The organism is Acidovorax sp. NPDC077693 (genome assembly GCF_044542805.1).
GTDB lineage: Bacteria > Pseudomonadota > Gammaproteobacteria > Burkholderiales > Burkholderiaceae_C > Acidovorax.
Map to the genome: position 1 here is coordinate 183,709 of NZ_JBITVD010000009.1, position 21,793 is coordinate 205,501.

A 21,793-nucleotide genomic window follows, 5' to 3' on the forward strand; every position below is an offset into this window, starting at 1 on the left:
ATGAACAATCAGATCACCAGCGGATCCACATCCACCAGCCATCGCACCAACCCCTTATGTTCCGGTGCGCTGCGCGTGACCTGAAGCACGGGCTGCCACGCGGCCAGAAACCGCTGCAGGGCGGCGCGGCTGCTGCTTTCCATCAGCATCTGGGCGCGCTCCACGTTGGCCACGCGCTGGATGGTCAGCGGCACGGGCGGGAACAGCGTCACAGCCTCCAGCCCCGGCAATGCGGCGGCATGGGCCGCAGCCGTGGCGGCGGTCAGAAAGCCCTGTGCGACCTCCTGCGTGCGGGCATCGGCGCGCACCAGGGCCTGGAAGGCGAACGGCGGCATGGCGGCTTCTTCGCGCTCCTGGAGCTGCTGGGCGGCAAAGGCCGGGTAGTCGTGGGTGCGCAGCGCCTCGTACACCGGGTGCTGCGGGTGAAAGCTCTGCACCCACATCTCGCACTGCGTGCCCTGGGCCGCCATGTAGGCCGCGTCGCGCCCCGCGCGGCCGGCGGCCTGCATGAGCAGGGCGAACAGGCGCTCGGGGGCCCGGAAGTCGCTGCTGAACAGCGCCCCGTCGGGCTGCACAGCCGCCACCAACGTGATGCGCCGAAAGTCATGCCCCTTGGCGATCATCTGCGTGCCCACCAGCACATCCACCTCGCCCGAATGCACCTGGGCCAGCTGCGCTTCGAGCGAGCCCTTGGCCTTGGTGGTGTCGGCGTCGATGCGGGCGATACGGGCGGGGGTGCGGTCGGGCCGCAGCACCTCGGACAGCAGGTCGCCGAGCTGTTCTTCAAGCTGCTCGGTGCCCCGGCCCATGGAATGGATGTCCGGGCTGCCGCAGGTGGGGCAGGCGCGGGGCACGCGCACCGTGTAGCCGCAGTGGTGGCAGCGCAGGGTGCGGTCGGCCTTGTGGAAGACCTGGTGCGCGCTGCAGTGCGGGCAGTCGCTCTTCCAGCCGCAGTCGGCGCAGTGCAGCACGGGCGCGTAGCCCCGGCGGTTGAGCAGCACCATGCTCTGCTCGCCGCGCGCCACGCGCTCGGTGATGGCGGCCAGCAGCGGCGCGCTGAAGATCGCGCGGCGCGGCTGCTGGTTCATGTCCACGCGGCGCACCCGGGCCGGGGCGCCCGCGCCCCCATCTGTCCCTGCGCCGGCGCCGATTCGGCTGGGCATGGCCAGGCGCACGTAGCGTCCGCCTTCGGGGTCCTCCGCCGTGGGCGGGCGGCTGGCGTGCCAGGTCTCCAGCGACGGCGTGGCCGAGCCCAGCAGCACCTTGGCGCCTTGCTCGCGCCCGCGCCAGATGGCCAGGTCGCGCGCCGAGTAGCGGGCGCCTTCCTGCTGCTTGTAGCTGGGGTCGTGCTCCTCGTCCACGACGATGATCTTCAGGCCCGGCAAGCTGGCGAACACCGCCATGCGCGTGCCCAGCACGATGCGGGCAACACCGCTGTGCGCGGCCAGCCAGCTCTTGAGGCGCTGCGGGTTGCTCATGCCGCTGTGCAGCGACACCACCGCCTGGCTGCCAAAGCGCGGCGCAAAGCGGGAGGTAAAGCGCTCTTCGAGCTGCGGGGTGAGGTTGATCTCGGGCACCATCACCAGCGCCTGCGCCGTGGGGTCGGCCTCCAGCGCCTCCTGCACGCAGCGCAGGTAGACCTCGGTCTTGCCGCTGCCGGTACTGCCGAACAGCAAAAACGGGCCGGATTCGGATGAAATTCGGGCCCTGGCGCTTTCCTGCTCTGCGGTGAGTGCTATGGTTTCAATAGCGTTGGCGGCGTCGCCGCCTGCCGTGCTCTTGGCCGGGCGCCGCAGCCGCCGCGCCAGTTGATCGGGCTGCAGGTCGCGCAGTTGCGGCGGCAGGGCTGCGAGGGCCACCTCGCCCAGGGCGCGCTGGTAGTAGCGCGCCGCAAAGGCGACCAGCCGGCGCCAGGGCAGGCCCAGGGGTTCCACACCCTCCAGCACCCCCGCAATCGAGCGCATCGCCGCGCCTTCGGGCAGCTCTCCGGTCGCATCCTGCGCGTCCCACACCACGCCCAGCACCTCCCGCTTGCCCAGGGGCACCCGCACCAGCGTGCCAGGCGGCAAGGGCCGCTCGCTGGCATAGCTGAGCAGGTCCCCCACGCCGCTATGGGACGGCGTGTGCAGCGCGACATGGACGATGGTGGAAGGGGTGGTCACGGGTGTTGGACAGTTACACGTGCTTGTGCAGGCGATGTAGAGGTTTGACGGCTAAGTGCTTGATTTGCTGTGGGTGGGGAGTAATCCCGACTTTCTGTGGATAACTTTGTTGACATCCTGCCTGGACGCCCCGCCAAGCCGCATGAATACTGGCCCGGAACACATTGCCCACAAAATTGGCAGCTCGAAAAAATCGTTATGAATCAATCATCTGAAGAATTTTGACCGCATTTTCTGTGCTATGGCCCGGCTACTGCGCAATGCTGCGCCGCATCAAGATTTGTGTGCATAAGTCGAACATCGATCCGGCGTCAAGCCCCGGAACAGCCCCATTTTTGTGCTAGCGGCGGTGGCGCATGCTCGACGTTTTGTGCGGTTTGGCCTGCAAGTGCTTGATTTGACTGGGAATTTGTAAGAAATCCAGAATTTCTGTGGATAACTTTGTTGATATCCCCTGTGTTTGCCTCGCAAGCCCTTGAAACGCCGTGCTTTCGGTGGATTGCCTGCAAAAAATGCAACGCAGTGCATTCCTTTGAAATCAATGACTTACGTGGCGGTTGAGAATCTTTTCGCTTTTTCTCGCACGCCTGGCCGTAGCGTGCAGGGGGTGCGTGCGCTGCTCCAGTTTTGTGCATAAGTAGCGCCTGGCCCCGCTTGATGCCCGGCTTGGGGGTAGGGCGGCGCCCAGCAGGCCGCCGCCGAAGCACCGCCGGGCAGGCTAGCCCTGCCGCTGCGCGCGCGAGTGGCTGTGCACGGCCTCGACCAGGGCCGACACATGCTCGGGCGGGGTGAACTGGCTGATGCCGTGGCCCAGGTTGAAGATGTGCGTGGGGCCGGTGGTGGTGCGGTCGGTGTGGGGCTTGCCAAAGCTGTCCAGCACGTGGCGCACCTGGGTGGCGATTTGCGCGGGGGGCGCAAACAGCACGTTCGGGTCGATGTTGCCCTGCAGCGCCTTGCCGGGGCCGCCCGCCTGGCCGCCGACGATGGCACGGGCATGGCCCAGGTTGGCCGTCCAGTCCAGGCCCAGTACTTCGCAGTCCAGGTCGTTCATGTCCGGCAGCCAGATGCCGCCGCCCTTGGTGAAGACGATGCGCGGCACGTCGGTGCCGTCCACGCCGGTGCGCTTGAGCTGTGCCAGCACCCGTTTCGTGTACGCCAGGCTGAACTCCTGGAAGGCGCCGTCGGCCAGCACGCCGCCCCAGCTGTCGAACACCATCACGGCCTGGGCGCCCGCGTCGATCTGGGCATTGAGGTAGGCGGCCACGCTGTCGGCGTTGATGGCCAGGATGCGGTGCATCAGGTCGGGCCGCGCGTACATCAGGCTCTTGACCATTCGATAGTCGTCGCTGCCCTTGCCCTCGACCATGTAGCAGGCCAGCGTCCAGGGGCTGCCCGAGAAGCCGATCAGCGGCACGCGGCCGTTCAGGGCCTTGCGGATGCTGGTGACGGCGTCGAACACATAGCGCAGCTTGTCCATGTCGGGCACGGCCAGCTGCTCCACAGCGGCCTCGTCACGCACCACCTTGGCAAAGCGCGGGCCTTCGCCCTCGGCGAACGACAGGCCCAGGCCCATGGCGTCGGGCACGGTGAGGATGTCGCTGAACAGGATGGCCGCATCGAGCGGAAAACGCTCCAGGGGCTGCAGCGTGACCTCGGTGGCGTAGTCCACATTGGTGGCCAGCCCCATGAAGCTGCCCGCCTTGGCACGCGTGGCCTTGTACTCCGGCAGATAGCGCCCCGCCTGGCGCATGAGCCACAAGGGCGTGTAGTCGGTGGCCTGGCGGCGGCAGGCACGCAGGAAGGTGTCGTTGGAGAGGGGGGCAAAGCTCATCCTGCAATTGTCGCAGGGTGGACGGCAAGGCCCGGCAAAGTGTGCTGCGGCTGACACTGGCGCGCCCCAGGCCAGCGCCACCGTGGATCCGGCTTTGCCGGTCCACGGGTGGGGTCCCCTCGGGGGAAGACGCGAAGCGGCTCAGGGGGAAGCTATCTTTCAGCGATGTAGTGCGACATGCGTACTACTTCGCCGGGCGCCAGGAAGGCGCGCACCTCGGTTTCCAGCGCCTGGTCGGCCATGGTGGCGCGGGCGCGCTGGTGCAGGTAGTCGGCCCAGGACTCGACGATGAACCGCTCCACATAGCGCGATGGCTCGCCCAGGTCCTTGTACACGCGCCAGAAGGTGGCGCCGTCGCGGCGGCGCGGGGCCTTCATGCGGCTGATGGTGTCCAGGAACTCGGCGTCCGTGCCGGGCGCGATGCGGTAGCCCACCTCCACGGCGACCGGGCCGGCCTCGGGCAGGGGCTCGGCCTCGATGAAGAGTTCGTCCCAGGGCGTGGCCTGCGTCACCTCGTGCAGCGCGCCCATGCGCAGCGGCATGGGCCGTGCCAGCAGCAGCCCGGCCCCCATGAGCGCGGCGGCCGTGTACAGCGTGGGGGCCAGGCCCACGATGTCCGACGCCGCCCCCCAGAAGGCCGAGCCCATCGCAAACGCACCCAGCGCCGCCACCATGTGCATGGCCACCGCGCGCGAGCGCACCCACTGCGGCGCGCTGGCCTGGGTGGCAGTGTTGAAGGTGGACATGGCCGACATCCACGCCGCACCCGCGAAAAGCATGGCGATGTACACCACCCACGCGATCTTGGTCATGGCGGCGACCAGCATGGCCGCGGCAAAGACCACGCCGCCCACGCCCACGATGATCTCCATGCCAAAGCGCGCGCGCAGCCGCCCCAGCACCAGGCCCACCGCCACGGCACCGGTGCCCAGGCACCCCATCAGCAGGCCGAAGCCCGGCGCCCCGGTGCCCAGGCGCTGTGCGATGACGGGCAGCAGCGCCCACAGGGCCGAGCCCGCGGCGCTGAATGCCATCACGCGCACCAGCTGGGCCAGGATGATGCGCGAGTGCCAGGCAAAGCGCAGGCCGCTCAGCGTGCCGCCCCACAGGCGTTCGGCGGGCAGCTTGGAGGGCGGGTGGGCCTTGGGCGGCCAGCGGCGGATCGACTCCCACATCACCAGCGTGGTGGTCACGGTGACGGCAAACACCCACCCCGCGCCCAGCTGGGCAAACACCAGCCCCGCCAGCGTGGGCCCGATGGCGCGCGCGGCGTTGTAGGCAATGCTCACGGCGGTGATGGCCTGCGGCCATTCGTCGCGCGGCACCGGGTCGATGACCGATGAGTTCCACGCGGGCGTCAGCACCGCCGTGCAGCAGCCGCAGATGAACACCAGGAACAGCACCGACGCCGGCCCGCCCCAGCCGCCCAGCACCAGCAGCGTGAGCAGCGCGCTGGCACCCACCTGCGCCAGCAGCGCGCCCGAGATCAGGCGCCGCCGGTCCGTCGTGTCGGCCAGCACGCCCGCCGGCAGCGCCAGCAGGAACATCGGCATGAACACCGCCGTCTGCACCAGCGCCGCCAGGAACGAGGAGCCCGTGAGCTCCACCATCAGCCAGGCCGCGGCCATGGTCTGCATGCCGCTGCCGATGAAGAACACGCCACCGCAGACCCACAGGCCCCGGAATGCTGGTTGGCGCAAGGGGCTCCACAAAGAGGTTGATGGCTGCGACATGAATGGAGGGTGGGGCGGTGGGTGTGGGCAGGCCGGGGTCGGCCGCGGGTTCGTCGTGGTGCGGTCGTCTATCGTCGTGGGGTGCGCTCAGCAGCTTGTGGCCGCGAGCCCCGCTCTGGAGGATATCGCCGGTTCCCTGTTTTGGGGCAGTGTGGCGCGCATCCCCTTCAATCTGTGTGCCGCCCGCCGCGCAGCCGGTAGGTGCGCGGCACGTCGGTGCGGGTGGCGACCAGCGCCTCGGCGCGCTGCTGCATGTCGGCCAGGGCCTGGTCCAGGCTCTGCACCGCGTGCGCGTCCAGCCCGGCCAGCAGCTCCTGGTTGAGCGCCTTGACCTGCGGGAACAGCCCATCGTGCACCGCCTGCCCGGAAGGCGTGAGCGACAGCACGGCCTGGCGGCGGTCGCCCGGCATGGCCTCGCGGATGAGCAGCTTCTTGGCCAGCAGCGAGGTGATGGCGCGCGAGGTGCGGGCCCGGTCCAGCCCCAGGCGCAGGGCCAGCTCCGCCGGCGGCAGGCCCGGGTGCTGCGCCAGCACCATCAGCAGGCCCCATTCGCGCCGGGTGATGCCGTAGCCGCCTTCGCACAGCCGCACCACCAGGCTGCCAGCCACCGCCAGAAGGCGGTTCAGGCGGTACATCAGCAGGTCGTGGGCCACCAGCGGGTCGGCCAGCCGGCTGGCCGCTGGCGTGGCCGGGGAGGGCGCGGGCATCAGGGTATCTCCGGGCATGAATTGATTAGATCAATCGATTGTGGGCCCAATACAGTGGGCCGCGCGGCGATGCTCTTTCGCGCGCTGCCTGCCTGTCCTTTGCCACTGCCCCTGCCTGGAGACCCGACCATGCGAAAACCCCTCGCCCTCGTGCTGACCGCCGCGCTCGCCCTGTGCGCCACCCTGGCCCAGGCGCAGGACACGCCCTTGCGCATCGTGGTCGGCTACGCCCCCGGCGGCGCGACCGACCGCGTGGCCCGCATCGTGGCCGACAAGCTGGGCTCCAAGCTCGGCACGCCCGTCATCGTGGAGAACAAGACCGGCGCGGGCGGCCGCCTGTCGGCCCAGGCCGTGAAGGCCGCGCCCGCCAACCAGCCCATGCTGCTGCTGGCCAACCCCGCCGTCATGCTGGTGGCGCCCCTGGTGTTCCCCGACGCGGGCTACGACCCCGAGCGCGACTTCCGCCCCGTGAGCCATGTCAACAGCTACGAGTTCGGCGTGGCCGTGGCCAGCGCCGTGCCGGTCAAGGAACTGCCGCACCTGATGGCCTGGCTGCGCGCCAACCCCGACAAGGCCAACTTCGGCGTGCCGGCCACGGGCAGCCTGCCGCACTTCTTCGGCCTGATGGTGGGCGACGCGGCCAAGGTGCGCGCCGAGGTGGTGGGCTACCGCGGCTCCGCCCCGCTGCTCAACGACCTGCTGGGCGGCCAGGTTCCGGTGGCGTTCGACACCTTCGACACCCTGCTGCCCCAGCACGAAGCCGGCAAGATCCGCATCCTGGCCGTGTCGAGCGCCAAGCGCAGCCCGCTGGACACCAAGATCCCCACCTTCAAGGAAAGCGGCATGGACCTGGCCGCCACCGGCTGGAACACCTTCTTCGCCCCGATGAGCATGCCCAAGGCCCAGGCCGAACGCCTGGCCGGGCTGATCGTGGAGGTGATGAAGGACCCGGACACCCAGCGCAAGTTCGAGGCGGCCAAGATGGAGCCGGTGGTGGCGACCATGGCGCAGACCGAAGCGATGCTCAAGGCGTACCGCGCGCAGTGGGCGCCGGTGGTGCAGCGCTCGGGCTTCAAGCCTTGAGGGAACTGCGCTTCCGCCAAGCGCCAAACGTCAAACGCCGCGCACCACACACCACCACCAACCGTTCACGCTGAGCCTGTCGAAGCGCCGCGCAAGGCTTCGACAGGCTCAGCCCGAACGGTATTGACGATATCGCCGAGCGCTACCGACAAGCTCCCACATACACCCCGCCTCTGCCACCACCTTCGCCGCCACCTCCCAACACCATTTACCCGTTCACGCTGAGCTTGTCGAAGCGCTGCGCAAGGCTTCGACAAGCTCAGCCCGAACGGTCGGTGTGGTGGCAGTAAATGGATTGCGACCCGACAACCCGGTACAGCCCCATGCCCCACCGCCCCAACATCATCTTCATCGTCGCCGACGACCTCGGCTATGCCGACCTGGGCTGCTACGGCGGGCGCGACGCGAGCTTCGGTGCCGTGTCGCCTGTGCTCGACGGCCTGGCCGCCCGCGGCCTGAAGCTCACGCAGGGCTACTCCAATTCACCGGTCTGCTCGCCCACGCGCTTTGCGCTGATGACCGCGCGCTACCAGTACCGCCTGCGCGGCGCGGCCGAGGAACCCATCAACAGCAAGAGCCGCGGCAGCACCACGCTGGGCCTGCCGCCCGATCACCCCACGCTGCCGTCGCTGCTGCGCGCAGCGGGCTACCGCACGGCGCTGATGGGCAAGTGGCACCTGGGCTACCCGCCCGCATTCGGGCCGCTGCGCTCGGGCTACGAAGAGTTCTTCGGCCCCATGTCGGGCGGGGTGGACTACTTCACGCACTGCAGCTCGGGCGGCCAGCACGACCTGTACCTGGGCGACGAGGAAAAGCAGCAGGACGGCTACCTCACCGACCTCATCACCGACCACGCGCTCGACTACGTGGAGCGCATGGCGCCAGGCGCGCAGGCCGGCACGCCGTTCTTCCTGAGCCTGCACTACACGGCGCCCCACTGGCCGTGGGAGACGCGTGACGACGATGCGCTGGCGCAAGAGGTCAAGGGCAACCTGTTCCACCTGCACGGCGGCAACATCGACACCTACCGCCGCATGATCCACCATATGGACGAAGGCATCGGCCGCATCATGTCCGCGCTGCAGCGGCACGGCATCGACCGCGACACGCTGGTCGTCTTCACCAGCGACAACGGCGGCGAGCGCTTCTCGGACAGCTGGCCCCTGGTCGGCGGCAAGATGGACCTGACCGAAGGCGGCATCCGCGTGCCCTGGATCGCCCACTGGCCCGCCGTGATCGCGCCGGGCAGCGTGAGCCCGCAGACCTGCATGACCATGGACTGGTCCGCGACGATGCTCGATGCAGCGAGCGTGGCCGCTGCGCCCGACTACCCGCTCGACGGCCGCTCGCTGATGCCGCTGCTGCGCGACCCGTCGGTGCTGCACGAACCCGCGCTCTTCTGGCGAATGAACCACCGCGGCCAGCGCGCCATGCGCCAGGGCGACTGGAAGTACCTGCGCGTGGACGGCAACGACTACCTGTTCAATCTGGCCCAGGACGAGCGCGAGCGCGCCAACCGCGCGCCGGTGGAACCGGAGCGTTTGCAGTCCATGCGCGCGGCGTGGGAGGCGTGGAATGCGTCGATGCCTGCGATTCCCGAAGATGCGACGGTGAGCCTGGGTTATTCGGTCAAGGACATGCCGGGGAGGTAATCCCCCTGAGTCGCTGCGCGCCTCGGTGGCACTGGGATGGGGGCGCGCCAGTTTTGGCAGCCGGAGCGCCGTTCAACCAACATCCGTTCGGGCTGAGCCTGTCGAAGCCTTGCACGAACTGCGCAATCTTGGAGCCCATGCCCGCTCCCGCCGAGTTGGCCGAAGGGCGGCCCCTTCCAGGCCCTGGCTTCGACGCGCTCACCCCAACCGGATGGGGCGATGCGGGTGAAATGTTTTTAAGCGTTTCAGGCCCCTACCGCTTGATAGACAAGCGCCACCAGCTATTGATTCAATAGCGTCCCGCTCTTCCCCGCCTCCAGCAGCCGCGTGAGCAGCGGGTGCATCACCTTGCGGGCGCTGTAGATCAGGTGGAACTGTTCCTGCACATCCGGCGTGGTGCCCACCTGCACCAGGCCGTGGGTGTGTTCCAGGTGCTCGCCCAGCGACACGGGGGCGGGCATCACGCCCATGCCGGTGGCGGCGAAGGTGCTCAGGAGGGCGCTGTCCTCGAACTCGCCGGCGATGCGCGGGCGGATGCGCTCGCGCTCCAGCCAGTGGTCGATGCGGGCGCGCATGGCGGCGTGGTCGGTGGGCAGCAGCACGGGCACCACGGCCAGGCTGTGCGGGAAGTCCGTGGCCGCAGCCTCGGCCCACAGCGGCGGGGCATACCAGGCGATGGCGCTCGTGCCCAGCAGCTGGCTGGTGGTGCGCAGCGCGGGGTTGGGCGGGGCGGCGCGGTCGGCCAGTACCGCGTCGAGCTTGTGCAGCGCCAGCTCGCCCAGCAGCGGCTGGAACTCGCCCTCGTGGCACAGCAGGCGCAGGTGGGGTTCGTCCAGCACGGGGGTCAGCAGCCGGTGCACGGCCAGCTTGGCGATGCCGTCGGAGATGCCCAGGTTCAGCCGCAGCGTCTGGCCGGTGGCGGCCTCGCGCACGCGCACCGGCAGCAGCTCGCCCAGGGCAAAGATGTGGTCCGCCTCGTGCAGCGCGGCCACGCCCGCGTCGGTGAGCACCAGGTTGCGGCCCTCGGAGCGCAGCAGGCTCACGCCCAGGGCCTTTTCCAGCTCGCGCACCTGGGCGCTGATGGTCTGCACGGCCATGTCCAGCCGCTCGGCGGCGCGCGCGATGCCACCCTCCTTGGCCACCACCCAGAAGTAGAAAAGATGGCGGTAGTTGAAGCTCTGGCTCATGGGGTTTCCTGGGAGAAATCGCAAAGGTTCGTAAAAACCGAACCAATGGTATCAATATGACAGGTTTTTAAGAATCTCTTGCATCCCTACAGTGCGGGCTGTTGCCGGGTGGGGCGCCCGGCAGACGAACCAATTCCCTTCGGAGCAAAGATTCATGGAAACAATAGGAACCTGGTGGATGTGGGCGGGATTCGCCGTCTTCGTGGTCGTCGCCATCGGCGTCGACCTTCTGGTGATGGAGCGCCAGGGGGCGCACAAGGTCACGATGAAAGAGGCGCTGCGCTGGAGCCTGCTGTGGTTCTCGCTGGCCTTCGTGTTCGTGGCCATCCTGTGGTGGTACCTCGACAGCAGCCAGGGCCGCGAGGTGGCCAACACGGTGTCGATGCAGTTCATCACCGGCTACCTGGTGGAAAAGAGCTTGTCGATCGACAACATCTTCGTCTTCCTGATGCTGTTCAGCTACTTCGCCGTGCCGCCGCAGTACCAAAAGCGCGCGCTCATCATCGGCATCATCGGCGCCATCGTGCTGCGCACGCTGCTGATTCTGGCGGGGGCCTGGCTGCTGGCCACCTTCCACTGGCTGCTCTACGTGTTCGGCGCGTTCCTCGTCGTCACCGGTGCCAAGATGTGGTTCGCTGCAGGCCAGGAGCCTGACATCGCGACCAACCCGGTGCTCAAGTTCCTGAAGAAGCGCATCCGCATCACCGACCAGTTCGACGGCGAGAAGCTCTCCACGCTGGTCAACGGCGTGAAGCATTACACCCCGCTGTTCGTGGTGCTGGTGCTCATCGGCACCACCGACATCATCTTCGCGGTGGACAGCATCCCTGCCATCTTCGCGATCACCAACGACCCGTTCATCGTGCTCACGGCCAACATCTTCGCCATCCTGGGCCTGCGTGCGCTGTACTTCCTGCTGGCCGACCTGGCGGACCGCTTCCACCTGCTGGCCTACGGCCTGGCGCTGGTACTGATCTTCATCGGTGGCAAGATGCTGCTCATCGACCTGGTCAAGATCCCGATCGGCTACGCCCTGCTGGTGACGGCCGGCCTGATCGCAGGCTCCATCTTCCTGTCGCTGCGCAGCTCGGGTGGCAACACCCAGCAGCCTGCGCCAGCCCTGCCACCCAAGGACTGACCGCAAGGAAGCGCACACCATGGAACTGCTGGACTCTGTACTGTTGTTTCTCCTGGGCGGCCTCGTCGCCGCCACCGTCATCGCCCACCGGGCGGGCAACGAGAAGCGTGATGTGCGCCTGCTGATGGGGCTGTCGGCCCTGTGCGGCGCGGGCACGGCAGCGGCCTTCGCCTGGAACTGACCGCGCGATGATGTCCATGCTGTGCTCCCTGCGCCGCTGGCTGCGCGGCCTGGAACCGCGGGCCCGCACCCACCTGGACCGCAGCTGGCTGGCCAGCCTGCGGCCCTGGCTGGAGCAGCGCGCGCTGTTCCGCTTTCAGCGCGAGCCGCTGGCGCGCGGTGTGGCAGCGGGCATGTTCTGCGGGCTCATCCCCGGGCCGCTGCAGATCCCGGGCACGCTGGTGGTGTGCGCCGGGATTCGCGGCAACGTGGTGGCCGGGTCTGTGGCCACCTTCTATACCAACCCGTTCACCACCGTGCCGCTGTATGCGCTGGCGTTCTACCTGGGGGCGCTGGTGATGCCCGGCACGCAAACCCTGCCGCCGTGGAGCAGCGTCGCACCGGGCGGCGATTTCTCGGTGCAGGCGATGGCGGCGTGGATCCAGGCCCTGGGCACGCCGCTGCTCGTCGGCCTGCCCACACTGGGACTGCTGCTCGCGGCGCTGGGTTATGCCGCGGTGCAACTGATGTGGCTGGCCCCTGCTTTGCAGCGCAAGCGCCGGCTGGCACGCTGCCGATCAGCCGCTGCGTAACGGGCGAATCGGCGCTGCCCACTTTCCGAAGCGCTAAACCGCAGATCCTGAAGTCCACAAGCTGCGAAACTGGCGCCCGGCCATCGCCAGTGCCACCGTGGAACCGGCTTCGCCGGGCCGCTGGAGGCGTCCCTTTGAGGGGGAAGCGGCGCAGCCGCTCAGGGGGCTCAATCAGTGGGGTTAGTCAAGCTTTACGCCCACCTTGGTGATGACCCGCCCCCACTTCTCCCGCTCGGCACGCGCAAAGCTCCCCATCTGAGCCGCGGTACCGGGCATGGGCTCCACGCCCAGGGCCTGCAGGCGCGCCTTGGTGCGCGTGTCGGCCAGCGCGGCCTGCAAGGCCTTGCTGAAGTTCGCCACCACCTCGGGCGGCGTGCCGGTGGGGGCGACCACGCCTTGCCAGGCATAGCCCTCGAAACCCTGCAGTCCCTGCTCTGCGATGGTGGCCACATCGGGCATGGTGCCCACGCGCTGCGGGCTGGCCACGCCGATGGCCCGGACCTTGCCGGTCGCGAGGAAGGGGTACACCGTGGCGCTGTCGATCCACATCGCGGGCACCTGGCCGCCGATCACGTCCTGGATGGCCGGGGCGGCGCCGCGGTAGGGCACGTGCGTGAGCTTGAGGCCGCTTTGTTCGCGGAACAATTCACCCACCAGGTGGTGCGGGCTGCCCGGCCCGGCGGACGCCCAGTTCACGCCGTCGGGCAGGCCCTTGGCCCAGGCCATGAACTCCTTCAAGGTCTTGGCGGGCACGTTGTTGGACACCACGAGGAACATGGGGAAGCGCACCAGCAGCCCCACGGGCTGGAAGTCCTTCTCGGCGTTGTAACTGAGCTTGCTGAAAAGGAACGGGTTGGCCGCCAGCGTGGCGAAGTCGGCCGAGAAGATGAGGTTGCCGTAGTCCTTGTGGCGCGCACTGTATTCGGCCGCGATGTTGGTGCCCGCGCCGGGTTTGTTGTTGATGATGATGGGGCGGCCCAGCGTGGCCGACATCGACTCGGCAATCGTGCGCGCCACGATGTCGGAGCCGCCGCCGGCCGCATAGCCCACCACCCATTCGAGCGGCTTGGTGTCTTGGGCCGTGGCGGGCAGGGCCAGCGTGGTGAGTGCCAGGGCACCGAGGGTGGCGAGGAAGTGTTTGCGCAGCATGGTTTTGTCTCCGGGTTGTTGTGATGCGGTCGGGGCAGAGGCCGCAGTGCACCGTCTTTGCGATGCTGCTGCGGCCGGGGGAAAGGGTGCTGTGCGGGCCGGCGTTCAGGCCATGGCGTGCGTAGGCAGGACCGGTGTGATGGCCTGGTGGTCTGCCTCGGTGGGTGTTGCGGTTGGCGTTGCGGTGGCCGTCTTCAGGCCTGCCGCGCCGCGTGCCAGCCGCAGCGCGTCGCACAGCGTGGCGTGGTCGCCGATGTGGTTGGCCAGCAGCAGCACCAGGCGTGCGTTCATGGCGTGGCTGTCGGGGGTGGACAGGCCCTGGTGGGCGTTGATCAGCGCTTCGTAGAAATCGTCGCAGGCCTGCAGGTGGGGCTGGGTGTTGAGCATGGTTGGGGGCTCCGTGGTGTCAGGCGTGGGCGGCCGTGGCGCGGGCCAGGGCGGCGCGCACGGCGGCTTCGGTAGGCATGCGCCACCGCGCGCACACGTGCTGGTCGGGGCGCACCAGGTAGGCGGTGTGGGGCAGGGCGTCCAGGCGCTGCGCGGCCAGGCCCTCGCTGTCCTGCACCTCCACGCCGATCTGCAGCACCTGCACCTGCGGTACTTCGAGCGCCCAGCCAGGCGCCGCGCCAAAGACGATGAGCGTGAACTGCGGCCCCAGCGCGCGCAGCAGCCAGGTGGGCTGGCCCTGCCGCGTCAACGGCGCGTCCAGCAGCACGGCGCCCGGCACCTGCGGGCCCGCGAAGGCGTCGGTGTCGGGCGTGTTCAAGGGCGACGCATGCAGCGTGGCCGGCACCGACAGGCGCCCGCTGTTGACGATGCGCCGTGCAAACGCATGGTCGCGGGCCAGGTGCAGTGCGGCGTCGCGGAACAGCCGGCTGATCTCGCTCTTGGGCGTGATGAAGTCGGTGGCGCGTGTGGAGTTGGCGATGTTCTCGTCGGCCGCATATTCGCGCTCGGGGCCGTAGGTGGCCACCAGTGCAGCGCTGGCCCGGCCTTGCAGTACCCCATCGAGCTTCCAGGCCAGGTTCTCCGCGTCCTGCACGCCGCTGTTGGCGCCGCGTGCGCCGAAGGGCGAGACACCGTGGGCGCTGTCGCCCACGAACACCACGCGGCCGTGCACGAAGCGGTCCATGCGCAGGCAGGCAAAGGTGTAGACGCTGGCCCAGTCCAGCTCGAACTGCGCGTGGGGCCCCAACAGCGCCTGCACGCGGGGCAGGATGTTCTCGGGCTTCTTTTCTTCCTCGGGGTCGGCGTCCCACCCCAGCTGGAAGTCGATGCGCCACACGTTGTCGGGCTGGCGGTGCAGCAGCACGCTCTGGCCGGGGTGAAACGGCGGGTCGAACCAGAACCACCGCTCGGTCGGAAACTCCGCACCGCCTGCGAGCTTCACGTCGGCGATGAGAAAGCGGTCCTTGAAGATGCGGCCTTTGCTCTCGAGGCCCAGGGCCTGCCGCAGGGGCGAACGTGAGCCGTCGCACGCGGCCACCCACTGCGCGCCGATGCGGTAGTCGCCCTCGGGCGTGTCGACGGTCAGCAGCGCGCCGTCGCCGTGCTGCGCCACGGCGGTAACCCGGTTGTGCCAGCGGATGTCGATGCCCGGCAGCTGCAGCGCCCGCTCCACCAGGTAGGCCTCGGCGTAGTACTGCTGCAGGTTGATGAAGGCCGGGCGCTCGTGGCCGGCCTCGGGCAGCAGGTTGAACTCGTACAGCTGCTCGTCCTGCAGGAAGACCTTGCCCACGTTCCACGACACGCCCTTGTCCACCATGCGCTGGCCCACGCCCAGGCGGTCCCAGATCTCCAGCGTGCGCTTGGCAAAGCAGATGGCGCGCGAGCCGGTGGACAGCTTGTGGTCGTTGTCCAGCACCACCACGCGCTGCCCGCGCTGCGCCAGGTCGATGGCGAGCGACAGGCCCACGGGGCCCGCACCCACGATGACCACGGGGTGCTGCGCGGGCGTGGCGCTGTCCTGGTCGGGCGAGCGCACGTAGCCGAATTCAATGGCCTGCACCTCGGCGCCGCTGGCGTGGAAGGCCTCGGGAGGGATGTCTCTGGGGTTCATGGCGTCATGACCTTTGTGTCTTGGATCGAACCGGGCGCTGCTCTGGGAACGGACCTGTGCAACTGGCGCAGCCCCCCAGCGAGCGACGCCAAGCCAGGGCTGCCCCGCAGCGAGGGCGTCGTCCCCCGTCCCACAGCGCGCAGCGGTGCGAGAGGAGGGGGAAGGCGCGCAGCGCCTCAGGGTGTTGTTCTCTATTCAACCTTCCAGGGACTTCCACATCTGCACATCCCGCTCGGCCGTCCAGATGCGCGGGTCCGGGTACTGCGTGGCTTCGTCGTAGGCGCGGGTCACGTCGAACGGCATGCAGTGGTTGAAGATCACCCAGTGGCCGTACTTGGGTTGCAGTTTCGCGAACGTGGCCTCGTACACCTTGCGCAGGTCTTCGCCCTGGGCGGCGCTGGCCTTCACGCTCTCGTACAGGTCGCTGATGAAGGCGCGCGTGCCGGCCAGCCCGGCCTGCACCTGGTCGGGCGTCTGCAGCGCGGCGCCGCGGCCGGGCACGAGCTTTTCGGGCTTCAGGGCCGCGATGTTGTCGAGCGTCTGCGGCCAGTCCTGGAAGTACGCGTCGCCCGCATACGGGGTGGCGTCGAACTCCACCAGGTCGCCGCTGAAGAGGATCTTTTCCTGCGGCAGCCAGGCCACGGTGTCGCCCTTGGTGTGGCCGCGGCCCAGCTGCAGGATCTGCACCTCCAGCGTGCCCAGCCACAGCGTCATCTTCTTGTTGAAGGTCATCGTGGGCCAGGTCAGGCCGTCCGGCACGCTCTCCACGTTCTGGAACAGGCGCGGGAAGCGGCCGATCTCGCTGTCCTTGTCGAACTGGCCGCGCTCGACGATCAAATCGCGCGTGTCCTCGCTGGCAATGATGTGCTCCGCCCCATAGGCACTCGCGCCCAGCACGCGCACCGCGTGGTAGTGGGACAGCAGCACGTACTTGATGGGTTTGTCGGTCACCTCGCGGATGCGGCGGATCACGTCCTGCGCCATCACGGGCGTGGCCTGGGTGTCGATGACCATCACGGCGTCGTCGCCAATGATGATGCCGGTGTTGGGGTCGCCCTCGGCCGTATAGGCGTACGCATGGTCGGAAAGCTTGTCGAAGCTCACCTTCTTGACGTCCAGGTCGGCGGCGGAGGCAAAGGTCTTGGTGGTCATGGTGTGAAATTCGTTATGGGTGAATGCGTTTATCTAAACGGAATGTTTTGATGTTAGGCAATAAATTCGCCAATGTCTAACGCATTTGCTTAGGTGAAAACCCGGAGATTCAGACGCCAGCGCTTGCCGTGGACAATCGCAGCCATGCCTTCCTCCCCCATCGACCCGCCCCGCCCCGACGACGAAGACGACACCAGCCCGCGCACGCCGCGTGGCATACAGAGCGTGGAAGTGGGTGGGCAACTGCTCAAGGTGCTGGCCCGCACCGGCCGCCGCATGGCGCTCAAGGACCTGGCCCGCGCCGCCGAGATGACGCCCGCCAAGGCGCACCCGTACCTGGTGAGCTTCGGCAAGCTGGGCCTCATCGAGCAGGACGCCGTGAGCGGCCACTACGGCCTGGGCCCGCTGGCCATGCAGCTGGGCCTGATCAGCCTGCAGCAGGTGGACCCGGTGCGCCTGGCCATCGCCGAGCTGCCCGCGCTGGCCCAGCGCATCGGCTACACCGTGTCGGCCTCGGTCTGGGGCGACAACGGCCCCACCATCATCCGCGTGGAAGAAGGCCCCACCGCGGTGTACGTGGCCATGCGCCACGGCACCACCGCGTCGGTGCGCCACACGGCCACGGGCAAGGTGTTCGCGGCTTTCGGCCCGCGCGAGCGTGCCGCTGCCGCGCTGGCGGCCGAGGGCTTTGCAGGGGCGCTGGATGATCCTGCGTTCGCAGCGGAGCTGGAACTAGTGCGCACGCACCAGGTGGCCCAAGTGACCGATCAGTTGTTGCCCGGCATCAGCGCGCTGGCCACCCCGGTGTTCGACGGGTTCGGCCAGTTGGTGCTGTGCCTGGCGGTGATCGGACCCAGTGCCACGCTGCAGACGGGGCCAAGCAGCGCGTCGGCGCAGCATCTGCGCGAGGCGGCGCGGAGTTTGTCGCAGAGGCTGGGGGCCGCTGTAACTGGCTAAAAAATATTATTCTCTTTGAATTTAAATTGCCACATCAACCGAGCGGAGGACTGGCGAAAGAAAGCGGTAATTGGCGGATGGCCGTAACTGTGTAAATGTTGGCGGAATGGGCAGTGCGTTCTGTTTGACCTGTGCCTAAACTCTGGTCCTCTAATCTCGAGGGTAAGCATGGTGCCGCCAAAGAAGAATCCCAGTAAGGTTTCAAAAACAATCAAAGTCAATTTATCGCTCCAGACCGTTGAGGCGATGGAGGGCTTGAAAAGGGTCTTTGTTTTTGACTGCGTGACTGGAGACGAAAGTCATCCGACCGACCGTGGGACTTTTAAAATATACGAGAAAAGCAAAATTTATAGAAGCCGCACTTACAACGTGCAAATGAACTACGCCATGTTCTTTACCAGTGATAAGAAAGCATTTCATCAATACCACGGTGCAGTGCCGCTATCCGTGGTTCGCGCAGCGAGGGGCAAGTTGGGCGAATGGTTTGGCTCGCATGGGTGCGTAAGATTGTCAGAAAACGATGCCAGGTCTCTGTTTGACTGGGCTCCGAAAGGCACCATGGTGCATGTTTTCTAATGAAAAAAGCCTTTGTCTATTCAGCTTTGCTTTTTTTCGGCTTTGCCTTTGGGGCGGGTTCCATGGTCTTCTATTCTGCAATGTGGCCGGGCGGATATCCCGGGGTTGGCGACATGGAAGTTTTGAATTTCGAGAGATCTCCCGGGCTGGTGTACTACTTCAAAAGTGATCGCACTTCACTGGTGGCCCACCGAGCCAGCCACGAAGATTTCTTTTATCTGCATGTCGTTGCCAATGGCAAGTCCAAACATTGCCTCGGCAGCCCGGATCTGGGCGGCTTCATTGAGCAAATGTCCTCCCTCAAGCCCAAAAAATTGGTCGAGGCCAAGGACATGACGACCCTATTCCCTATATTCCTGGGTCGAATAGAAATGCTGGACGGCACAGTCAATATCAGCCACGAGCCCGTCTTGTTCTTCTCGTCAAAAGATGGCGAGCGGATCGCTGCTCAGTACATGGACGTGAGAGGCGAAGTGGAAACGTCCAAAGACCTGTTCAAAGCACTGGAGGCGGGGTGCTCGAAGCTGGCCATGCATTGATGAATCCAGCTTGGACTCTGAAGCCTGTCGATTCGTCGGGCGGCGCCTACGACTTGTACTTGATGCTGCACCCATACGGCTGCGTCGTCGCCGCTGAAATCGGTTTGCCCGCCAACGCTTCCGACAGCCCCACCTTCACATAGTTGGTGGCCTTCTCGATGTCGGCCGGGCGGGCCGAGGGGATGCTGTCGATGCCGCCCGCGTACACCAGCACGCCCTGCGGGTTGACGATGTACATGTGCGGTGTGGTGCGTGCGCCGTAGCTCTTGCCCACGGTGCCTTCCTCGTCCATGAGCACCGCGGTGGGCTGGGCCTTGCGTTCGGTGAGCCAGGCCGTGAGCCGGGCCGGCTCCAGGTAGTCGCTGCTGGCCTTCTCGGTGGAGTTGACCGCCAGCCACACCACGTTCTTGCCGGTGGCGTCCTTTTGCGTCGCGGGCATGTTGCCGCTGTCGTAGTGCTTGCGCACGAAGGGGCAGCCGGGGTTGGTCCACTCCAGCACCACATGCTTGCCCTTGAAGTCCGACAGCTTCACGGTCTTGCCGGTGGCGTCCTTGAGCGTGAAGTCGGGGGCGGGCTGGCCCACGGTGGTGGCGGCCTGCGCGGCGCCGGTGGCGAACAGCGCGGCGGCAGAGGCAATCAGCGTACGGCGAAGCAACTTCATGGCGGAATCTCCTTCGGTAGATGGCTAAGGTGAACAACGACAACACGACGAACAACGCGCCGCACGGAACCCAGCGCCGCCGCGTGGCCGCGCTGTTCATTGCCTTTACAGCTGGGCGATGGTGGCGCGCACCTCCTGCACGCTCAGCACTTCGGTCAGCACCACGGGCGGCTTGCCGGCCCGGTAGAACACGTACACCGGCACGCCGCTGCGCCCCAGCTGGGCCAGCGCGGCGGTGATGGCCGGGTCGCGGCGCGTCCAGTCGGCGCGCAGCAAGGCCACGTTCTTGGCGGACAGGTCGGCCAGCACGTCGCTATCGGCCAGCGTCGTCTTCTTGTTGTACTGGCAAGTCACGCACCACGCGGCGGTGAAGTCCACGAACACGGGGCGGCCGCTGGCCACGATCTGCTCGGCCGCGTCCGGCGCCCAGGCCTGCCACTGCGCGCCGCCGGCGCGGGTGGCCTCTGCGGTGTGTGCGGGCGATGCGTTGGTGATGTGCGGCCCGAACGACCAGGCCAGCAGCGCGAACGCGGCGACCGACACCGTGGCCATCCAGCGGCGTGCGCGGCCCGCCAGCGACAGCGACCAGGCCACCAGGCCCACGCCCACCAGCAATATAAGCAGCGCACCCGCGCCGTCGATACCGCTTTGCTGCCCCAGCACCCACACCAGCCACACCACAGTGGCGAACATGGGGAAGGCCATGAACTTGCGGAAGGTGTCCATCCATGCGCCGGGGCGGGGCAGGGCGCGCGCCACGGCGGGGATGAAGCTCGCGGCCAGATACGGCAGCGCCAGGCCCAGGCCCAGCAGCGCGAACACCGCGAGCGCCTGGGGCACCGGCAGCGTGGCCGTGAGACCCATCGACGCACCCATGAACGGCGCGGTGCAGGGCGAGGCCACGGCCACGGCCAGCACGCCGGTCAGAAAGCTGTCGGCCACCGGGTGGCGCGCCTGCAGGCTGGCCACGGACGACGGCAGCAGGTGCCCGAACTCGAACACCCCCGCCAGGTTCAGCCCGATCACCGTGAACAGCGCGGCAAGTGCGGCCACCACCGCGGGCGACTGCAGCTGAAAGCCCCAGCCCACCGCCTCGCCCGCAGCGCGCAGGCCCAGCATGAGCGCGCCCAGCAGCAGGAACGACAGCACCACGCCGGCCGTGTAGGCCAGACCGCTCAGGCGGTGCGCGCGGCGGTCCTGCGCGTGCTGGGTAAAGCCCACGACCTTGATCGCCAGCACCGGAAATACGCAGGGCATGAGGTTCAGGATGAGCCCGCCCAGCAAGGCCCCCAGCAGCGCGGCCGACAGGGTGAGGGTGGAGGCGCCGGAGCCCGCCAGCGGCGCTCCTCCCGCGCCGCCTGTGGCCTGGGCTGCCTGCGCCGCATTGGCCTTGAGCGCGGCGTCCAGCGCGGGTGAGACGCTGGCCACCGCCGCGCCCTGCGGCCAGGTGCCCAGCACCTTGAGTTCTGCGCGGTAGCCGGTGCGGGTGTCGGGGCCCGTGCCGTGGGCGGCTGCGCCTTGCTCCGCAGCCCGTTCGGCCAGCACGACGGGCATCAGGCTGGGGCTGCTGCTGCGCTGGGCGGCCAGCGGAATTTTTGCCGTCCACACGCTGCCGTTCCAGGCCTGCGTCCACTGCGCTGCGTTCTCGATGACTTCGCTGGTTTCCGGGAACAAATCCAGGGTCTTGCCGCGCAGCGCCACCGGCAGGCCGTGCACGCTGACCTGCAGCGCGTTGCCGTCGGCGATCTGCGCCTGGCTGTCCGGCACGATGCCGTTGGTGCCCGCCAGCACCGGCTGGGGCTGCGCCTTGGCCGCCGCCTCGAACGCGGCGCCGTTGAGCGCCGTGGTGCTGCGCAGCGGCAATTGCAGGGTGAAATCGCCCTCTTCGGGAATGCACTCCTTGCGGCACACCAGCCAGGAGGCGCGCAGCTGGATGACGGCGTCCTTGGCGAGCGGGCCGGCGGCAAAGGTGCTGGCCACCGTGACGGGCACGGGCAGCAGCACCGTGCCTTCATAACCGTAGTTGGCCAGCGTGCCGATGGGGATCTTCCTGGGCAGCGGCCAGGCGATCTCGCCCGCGTCCAGCCCGGCGGGCAGCGTCCAGGCCAGGTCGGTGGGCAGGCCGGAATCGCCCGGGTTCTTCCAGTAGGTGTGCCACTCGGGCTGGTGGGTGATCTGCAGCCCCAGCCACAGCGGCTGCCCCGGCGCCACGCCCTGGGGCGCATGGGCCATCAGCTCGGCCCGGACGTACGGCGTGGTGACCACGCTGGTCCCCTGGCCTGTCGTTTTGGGGCTGAATTGGGCGTTGGCGCTTGTCCAGAAAGCGCTGGCAGCTATCAAAAGCAGAGTAACTGCAAGGCGGTTGAGCAGGCGTGAAGGCATGGTTGCAGTGTGGGAGCGGGCGCGGCGCCGTTGGTTCCGGCCCGCTCCGTCGATTCCGGTGGTCCGCCATTGT

General features: G+C 67.7%; 19 protein-coding genes. 8 read left to right on the top strand and 11 right to left on the bottom strand.

Annotation, left to right across the window (positions count from 1 at the left end; genetic code table 11):
• Positions 1-8: 8 nt before the first annotated feature.
• The 4 genes from priA to ACIGHN_RS14640 all read right to left on the bottom strand — a co-directional run bounded on the left by priA (position 9) and on the right by ACIGHN_RS14640 (position 6,433).
• On the bottom strand, positions 9-2,162 hold the full coding sequence (priA, locus tag ACIGHN_RS14625) for a primosomal protein N' (protein WP_396504967.1): 2,154 nt from the start codon (positions 2,160-2,162) through the stop codon (positions 9-11).
• Between the two features lie 718 nt (positions 2,163-2,880).
• Positions 2,881-3,993, bottom strand: a complete 1,113-nt coding sequence (gene hemE, locus ACIGHN_RS14630; protein WP_396504968.1) for a uroporphyrinogen decarboxylase — start codon at positions 3,991-3,993, stop codon at positions 2,881-2,883.
• A gap of 152 nt (positions 3,994-4,145) precedes the next feature.
• Positions 4,146-5,726 carry an MFS transporter gene (locus tag ACIGHN_RS14635; protein WP_056420180.1) on the bottom strand — a complete coding sequence of 527 codons (1,581 nt, stop codon included), beginning with the start codon at positions 5,724-5,726 and terminating at the stop codon, positions 4,146-4,148.
• A 167-nt stretch (positions 5,727-5,893) separates the two neighbouring features.
• Entirely contained in the window at positions 5,894-6,433 is a 540-nt protein-coding gene (locus ACIGHN_RS14640; RefSeq protein WP_056172716.1) for a MarR family winged helix-turn-helix transcriptional regulator, read from the bottom strand.
• A 129-nt stretch (positions 6,434-6,562) separates the two neighbouring features.
• Here ACIGHN_RS14640 and ACIGHN_RS14645 point away from each other — a divergent pair, with 129 nt between their 5' ends.
• On the top strand, positions 6,563-7,516 hold the full coding sequence (locus tag ACIGHN_RS14645; protein WP_396504969.1) for a tripartite tricarboxylate transporter substrate-binding protein: 954 nt from the start codon (positions 6,563-6,565) through the stop codon (positions 7,514-7,516).
• 323 nt (positions 7,517-7,839) lie between these two features.
• Complete coding sequence (locus ACIGHN_RS14650; protein ID WP_396504970.1) at positions 7,840-9,168, top strand: sulfatase; 1,329 nt, start codon at positions 7,840-7,842, stop codon at positions 9,166-9,168.
• 281 nt (positions 9,169-9,449) lie between these two features.
• On the opposite strand, the gene ACIGHN_RS14655 is transcribed toward ACIGHN_RS14650, so the two are convergent.
• Complete coding sequence (locus tag ACIGHN_RS14655) at positions 9,450-10,355, bottom strand: LysR family transcriptional regulator (RefSeq protein ID WP_396504971.1); 906 nt, start codon at positions 10,353-10,355, stop codon at positions 9,450-9,452.
• Positions 10,356-10,509: 154 nt separating this feature from the next.
• Here ACIGHN_RS14655 and ACIGHN_RS14660 point away from each other — a divergent pair, with 154 nt between their 5' ends.
• From ACIGHN_RS14660 to ACIGHN_RS14670, 3 genes are read left to right on the top strand one after another with little or no spacing between them, the layout of a single operon-like run.
• Positions 10,510-11,493, top strand: a complete 984-nt coding sequence (locus ACIGHN_RS14660; protein WP_056172726.1) for a TerC family protein — start codon at positions 10,510-10,512, stop codon at positions 11,491-11,493.
• 19 nt (positions 11,494-11,512) lie between these two features.
• Positions 11,513-11,674 carry a hypothetical protein gene (locus ACIGHN_RS14665; RefSeq protein WP_200912460.1) on the top strand — a complete coding sequence of 54 codons (162 nt, stop codon included), beginning with the start codon at positions 11,513-11,515 and terminating at the stop codon, positions 11,672-11,674.
• Positions 11,675-11,681: 7 nt separating this feature from the next.
• Entirely contained in the window at positions 11,682-12,245 is a 564-nt protein-coding gene (locus ACIGHN_RS14670; protein WP_396504972.1) for a DUF2062 domain-containing protein, read from the top strand.
• A gap of 180 nt (positions 12,246-12,425) precedes the next feature.
• On the opposite strand, the gene ACIGHN_RS14675 is transcribed toward ACIGHN_RS14670, so the two are convergent.
• The 4 genes from ACIGHN_RS14675 to ACIGHN_RS14690 all read right to left on the bottom strand — a co-directional run bounded on the left by ACIGHN_RS14675 (position 12,426) and on the right by ACIGHN_RS14690 (position 16,605).
• Entirely contained in the window at positions 12,426-13,394 is a 969-nt protein-coding gene (locus ACIGHN_RS14675) for a Bug family tripartite tricarboxylate transporter substrate binding protein (RefSeq protein ID WP_396504973.1), read from the bottom strand.
• Positions 13,395-13,499: 105 nt separating this feature from the next.
• Entirely contained in the window at positions 13,500-13,781 is a 282-nt protein-coding gene (locus tag ACIGHN_RS14680) for a DUF2783 domain-containing protein (RefSeq protein ID WP_396504974.1), read from the bottom strand.
• Positions 13,782-13,800: 19 nt separating this feature from the next.
• Complete coding sequence (locus ACIGHN_RS14685; protein ID WP_396504975.1) at positions 13,801-15,453, bottom strand: FAD-dependent oxidoreductase; 1,653 nt, start codon at positions 15,451-15,453, stop codon at positions 13,801-13,803.
• A gap of 195 nt (positions 15,454-15,648) precedes the next feature.
• Complete coding sequence (locus tag ACIGHN_RS14690; protein ID WP_056172744.1) at positions 15,649-16,605, bottom strand: MBL fold metallo-hydrolase; 957 nt, start codon at positions 16,603-16,605, stop codon at positions 15,649-15,651.
• A 144-nt stretch (positions 16,606-16,749) separates the two neighbouring features.
• Here ACIGHN_RS14690 and ACIGHN_RS14695 point away from each other — a divergent pair, with 144 nt between their 5' ends.
• The 3 genes from ACIGHN_RS14695 to ACIGHN_RS14705 all read left to right on the top strand — a co-directional run bounded on the left by ACIGHN_RS14695 (position 16,750) and on the right by ACIGHN_RS14705 (position 18,677).
• Positions 16,750-17,562, top strand: a complete 813-nt coding sequence (locus tag ACIGHN_RS14695; protein WP_396504976.1) for an IclR family transcriptional regulator — start codon at positions 16,750-16,752, stop codon at positions 17,560-17,562.
• A 168-nt stretch (positions 17,563-17,730) separates the two neighbouring features.
• A complete protein-coding gene (locus ACIGHN_RS14700) occupies positions 17,731-18,138 on the top strand; it encodes a L,D-transpeptidase (RefSeq protein ID WP_396504977.1) in 408 nt (135 codons plus the stop codon).
• Positions 18,138-18,677 (top strand): hypothetical protein, encoded by a 540-nt coding sequence (locus ACIGHN_RS14705; RefSeq protein ID WP_396504978.1) that lies wholly within the window; start codon positions 18,138-18,140, stop codon positions 18,675-18,677. Before ACIGHN_RS14700 ends, ACIGHN_RS14705 begins: the two co-directional genes overlap by 1 nt.
• Before the next feature lie 46 nt (positions 18,678-18,723).
• On the opposite strand, the gene ACIGHN_RS14710 is transcribed toward ACIGHN_RS14705, so the two are convergent.
• A complete protein-coding gene (locus ACIGHN_RS14710) occupies positions 18,724-19,338 on the bottom strand; it encodes a thioredoxin family protein (protein WP_056420160.1) in 615 nt (204 codons plus the stop codon).
• Positions 19,339-19,443: 105 nt separating this feature from the next.
• Complete coding sequence (locus tag ACIGHN_RS14715; protein WP_396504979.1) at positions 19,444-21,720, bottom strand: protein-disulfide reductase DsbD family protein; 2,277 nt, start codon at positions 21,718-21,720, stop codon at positions 19,444-19,446.
• Positions 21,721-21,793: the final 73 nt, after the last annotated feature.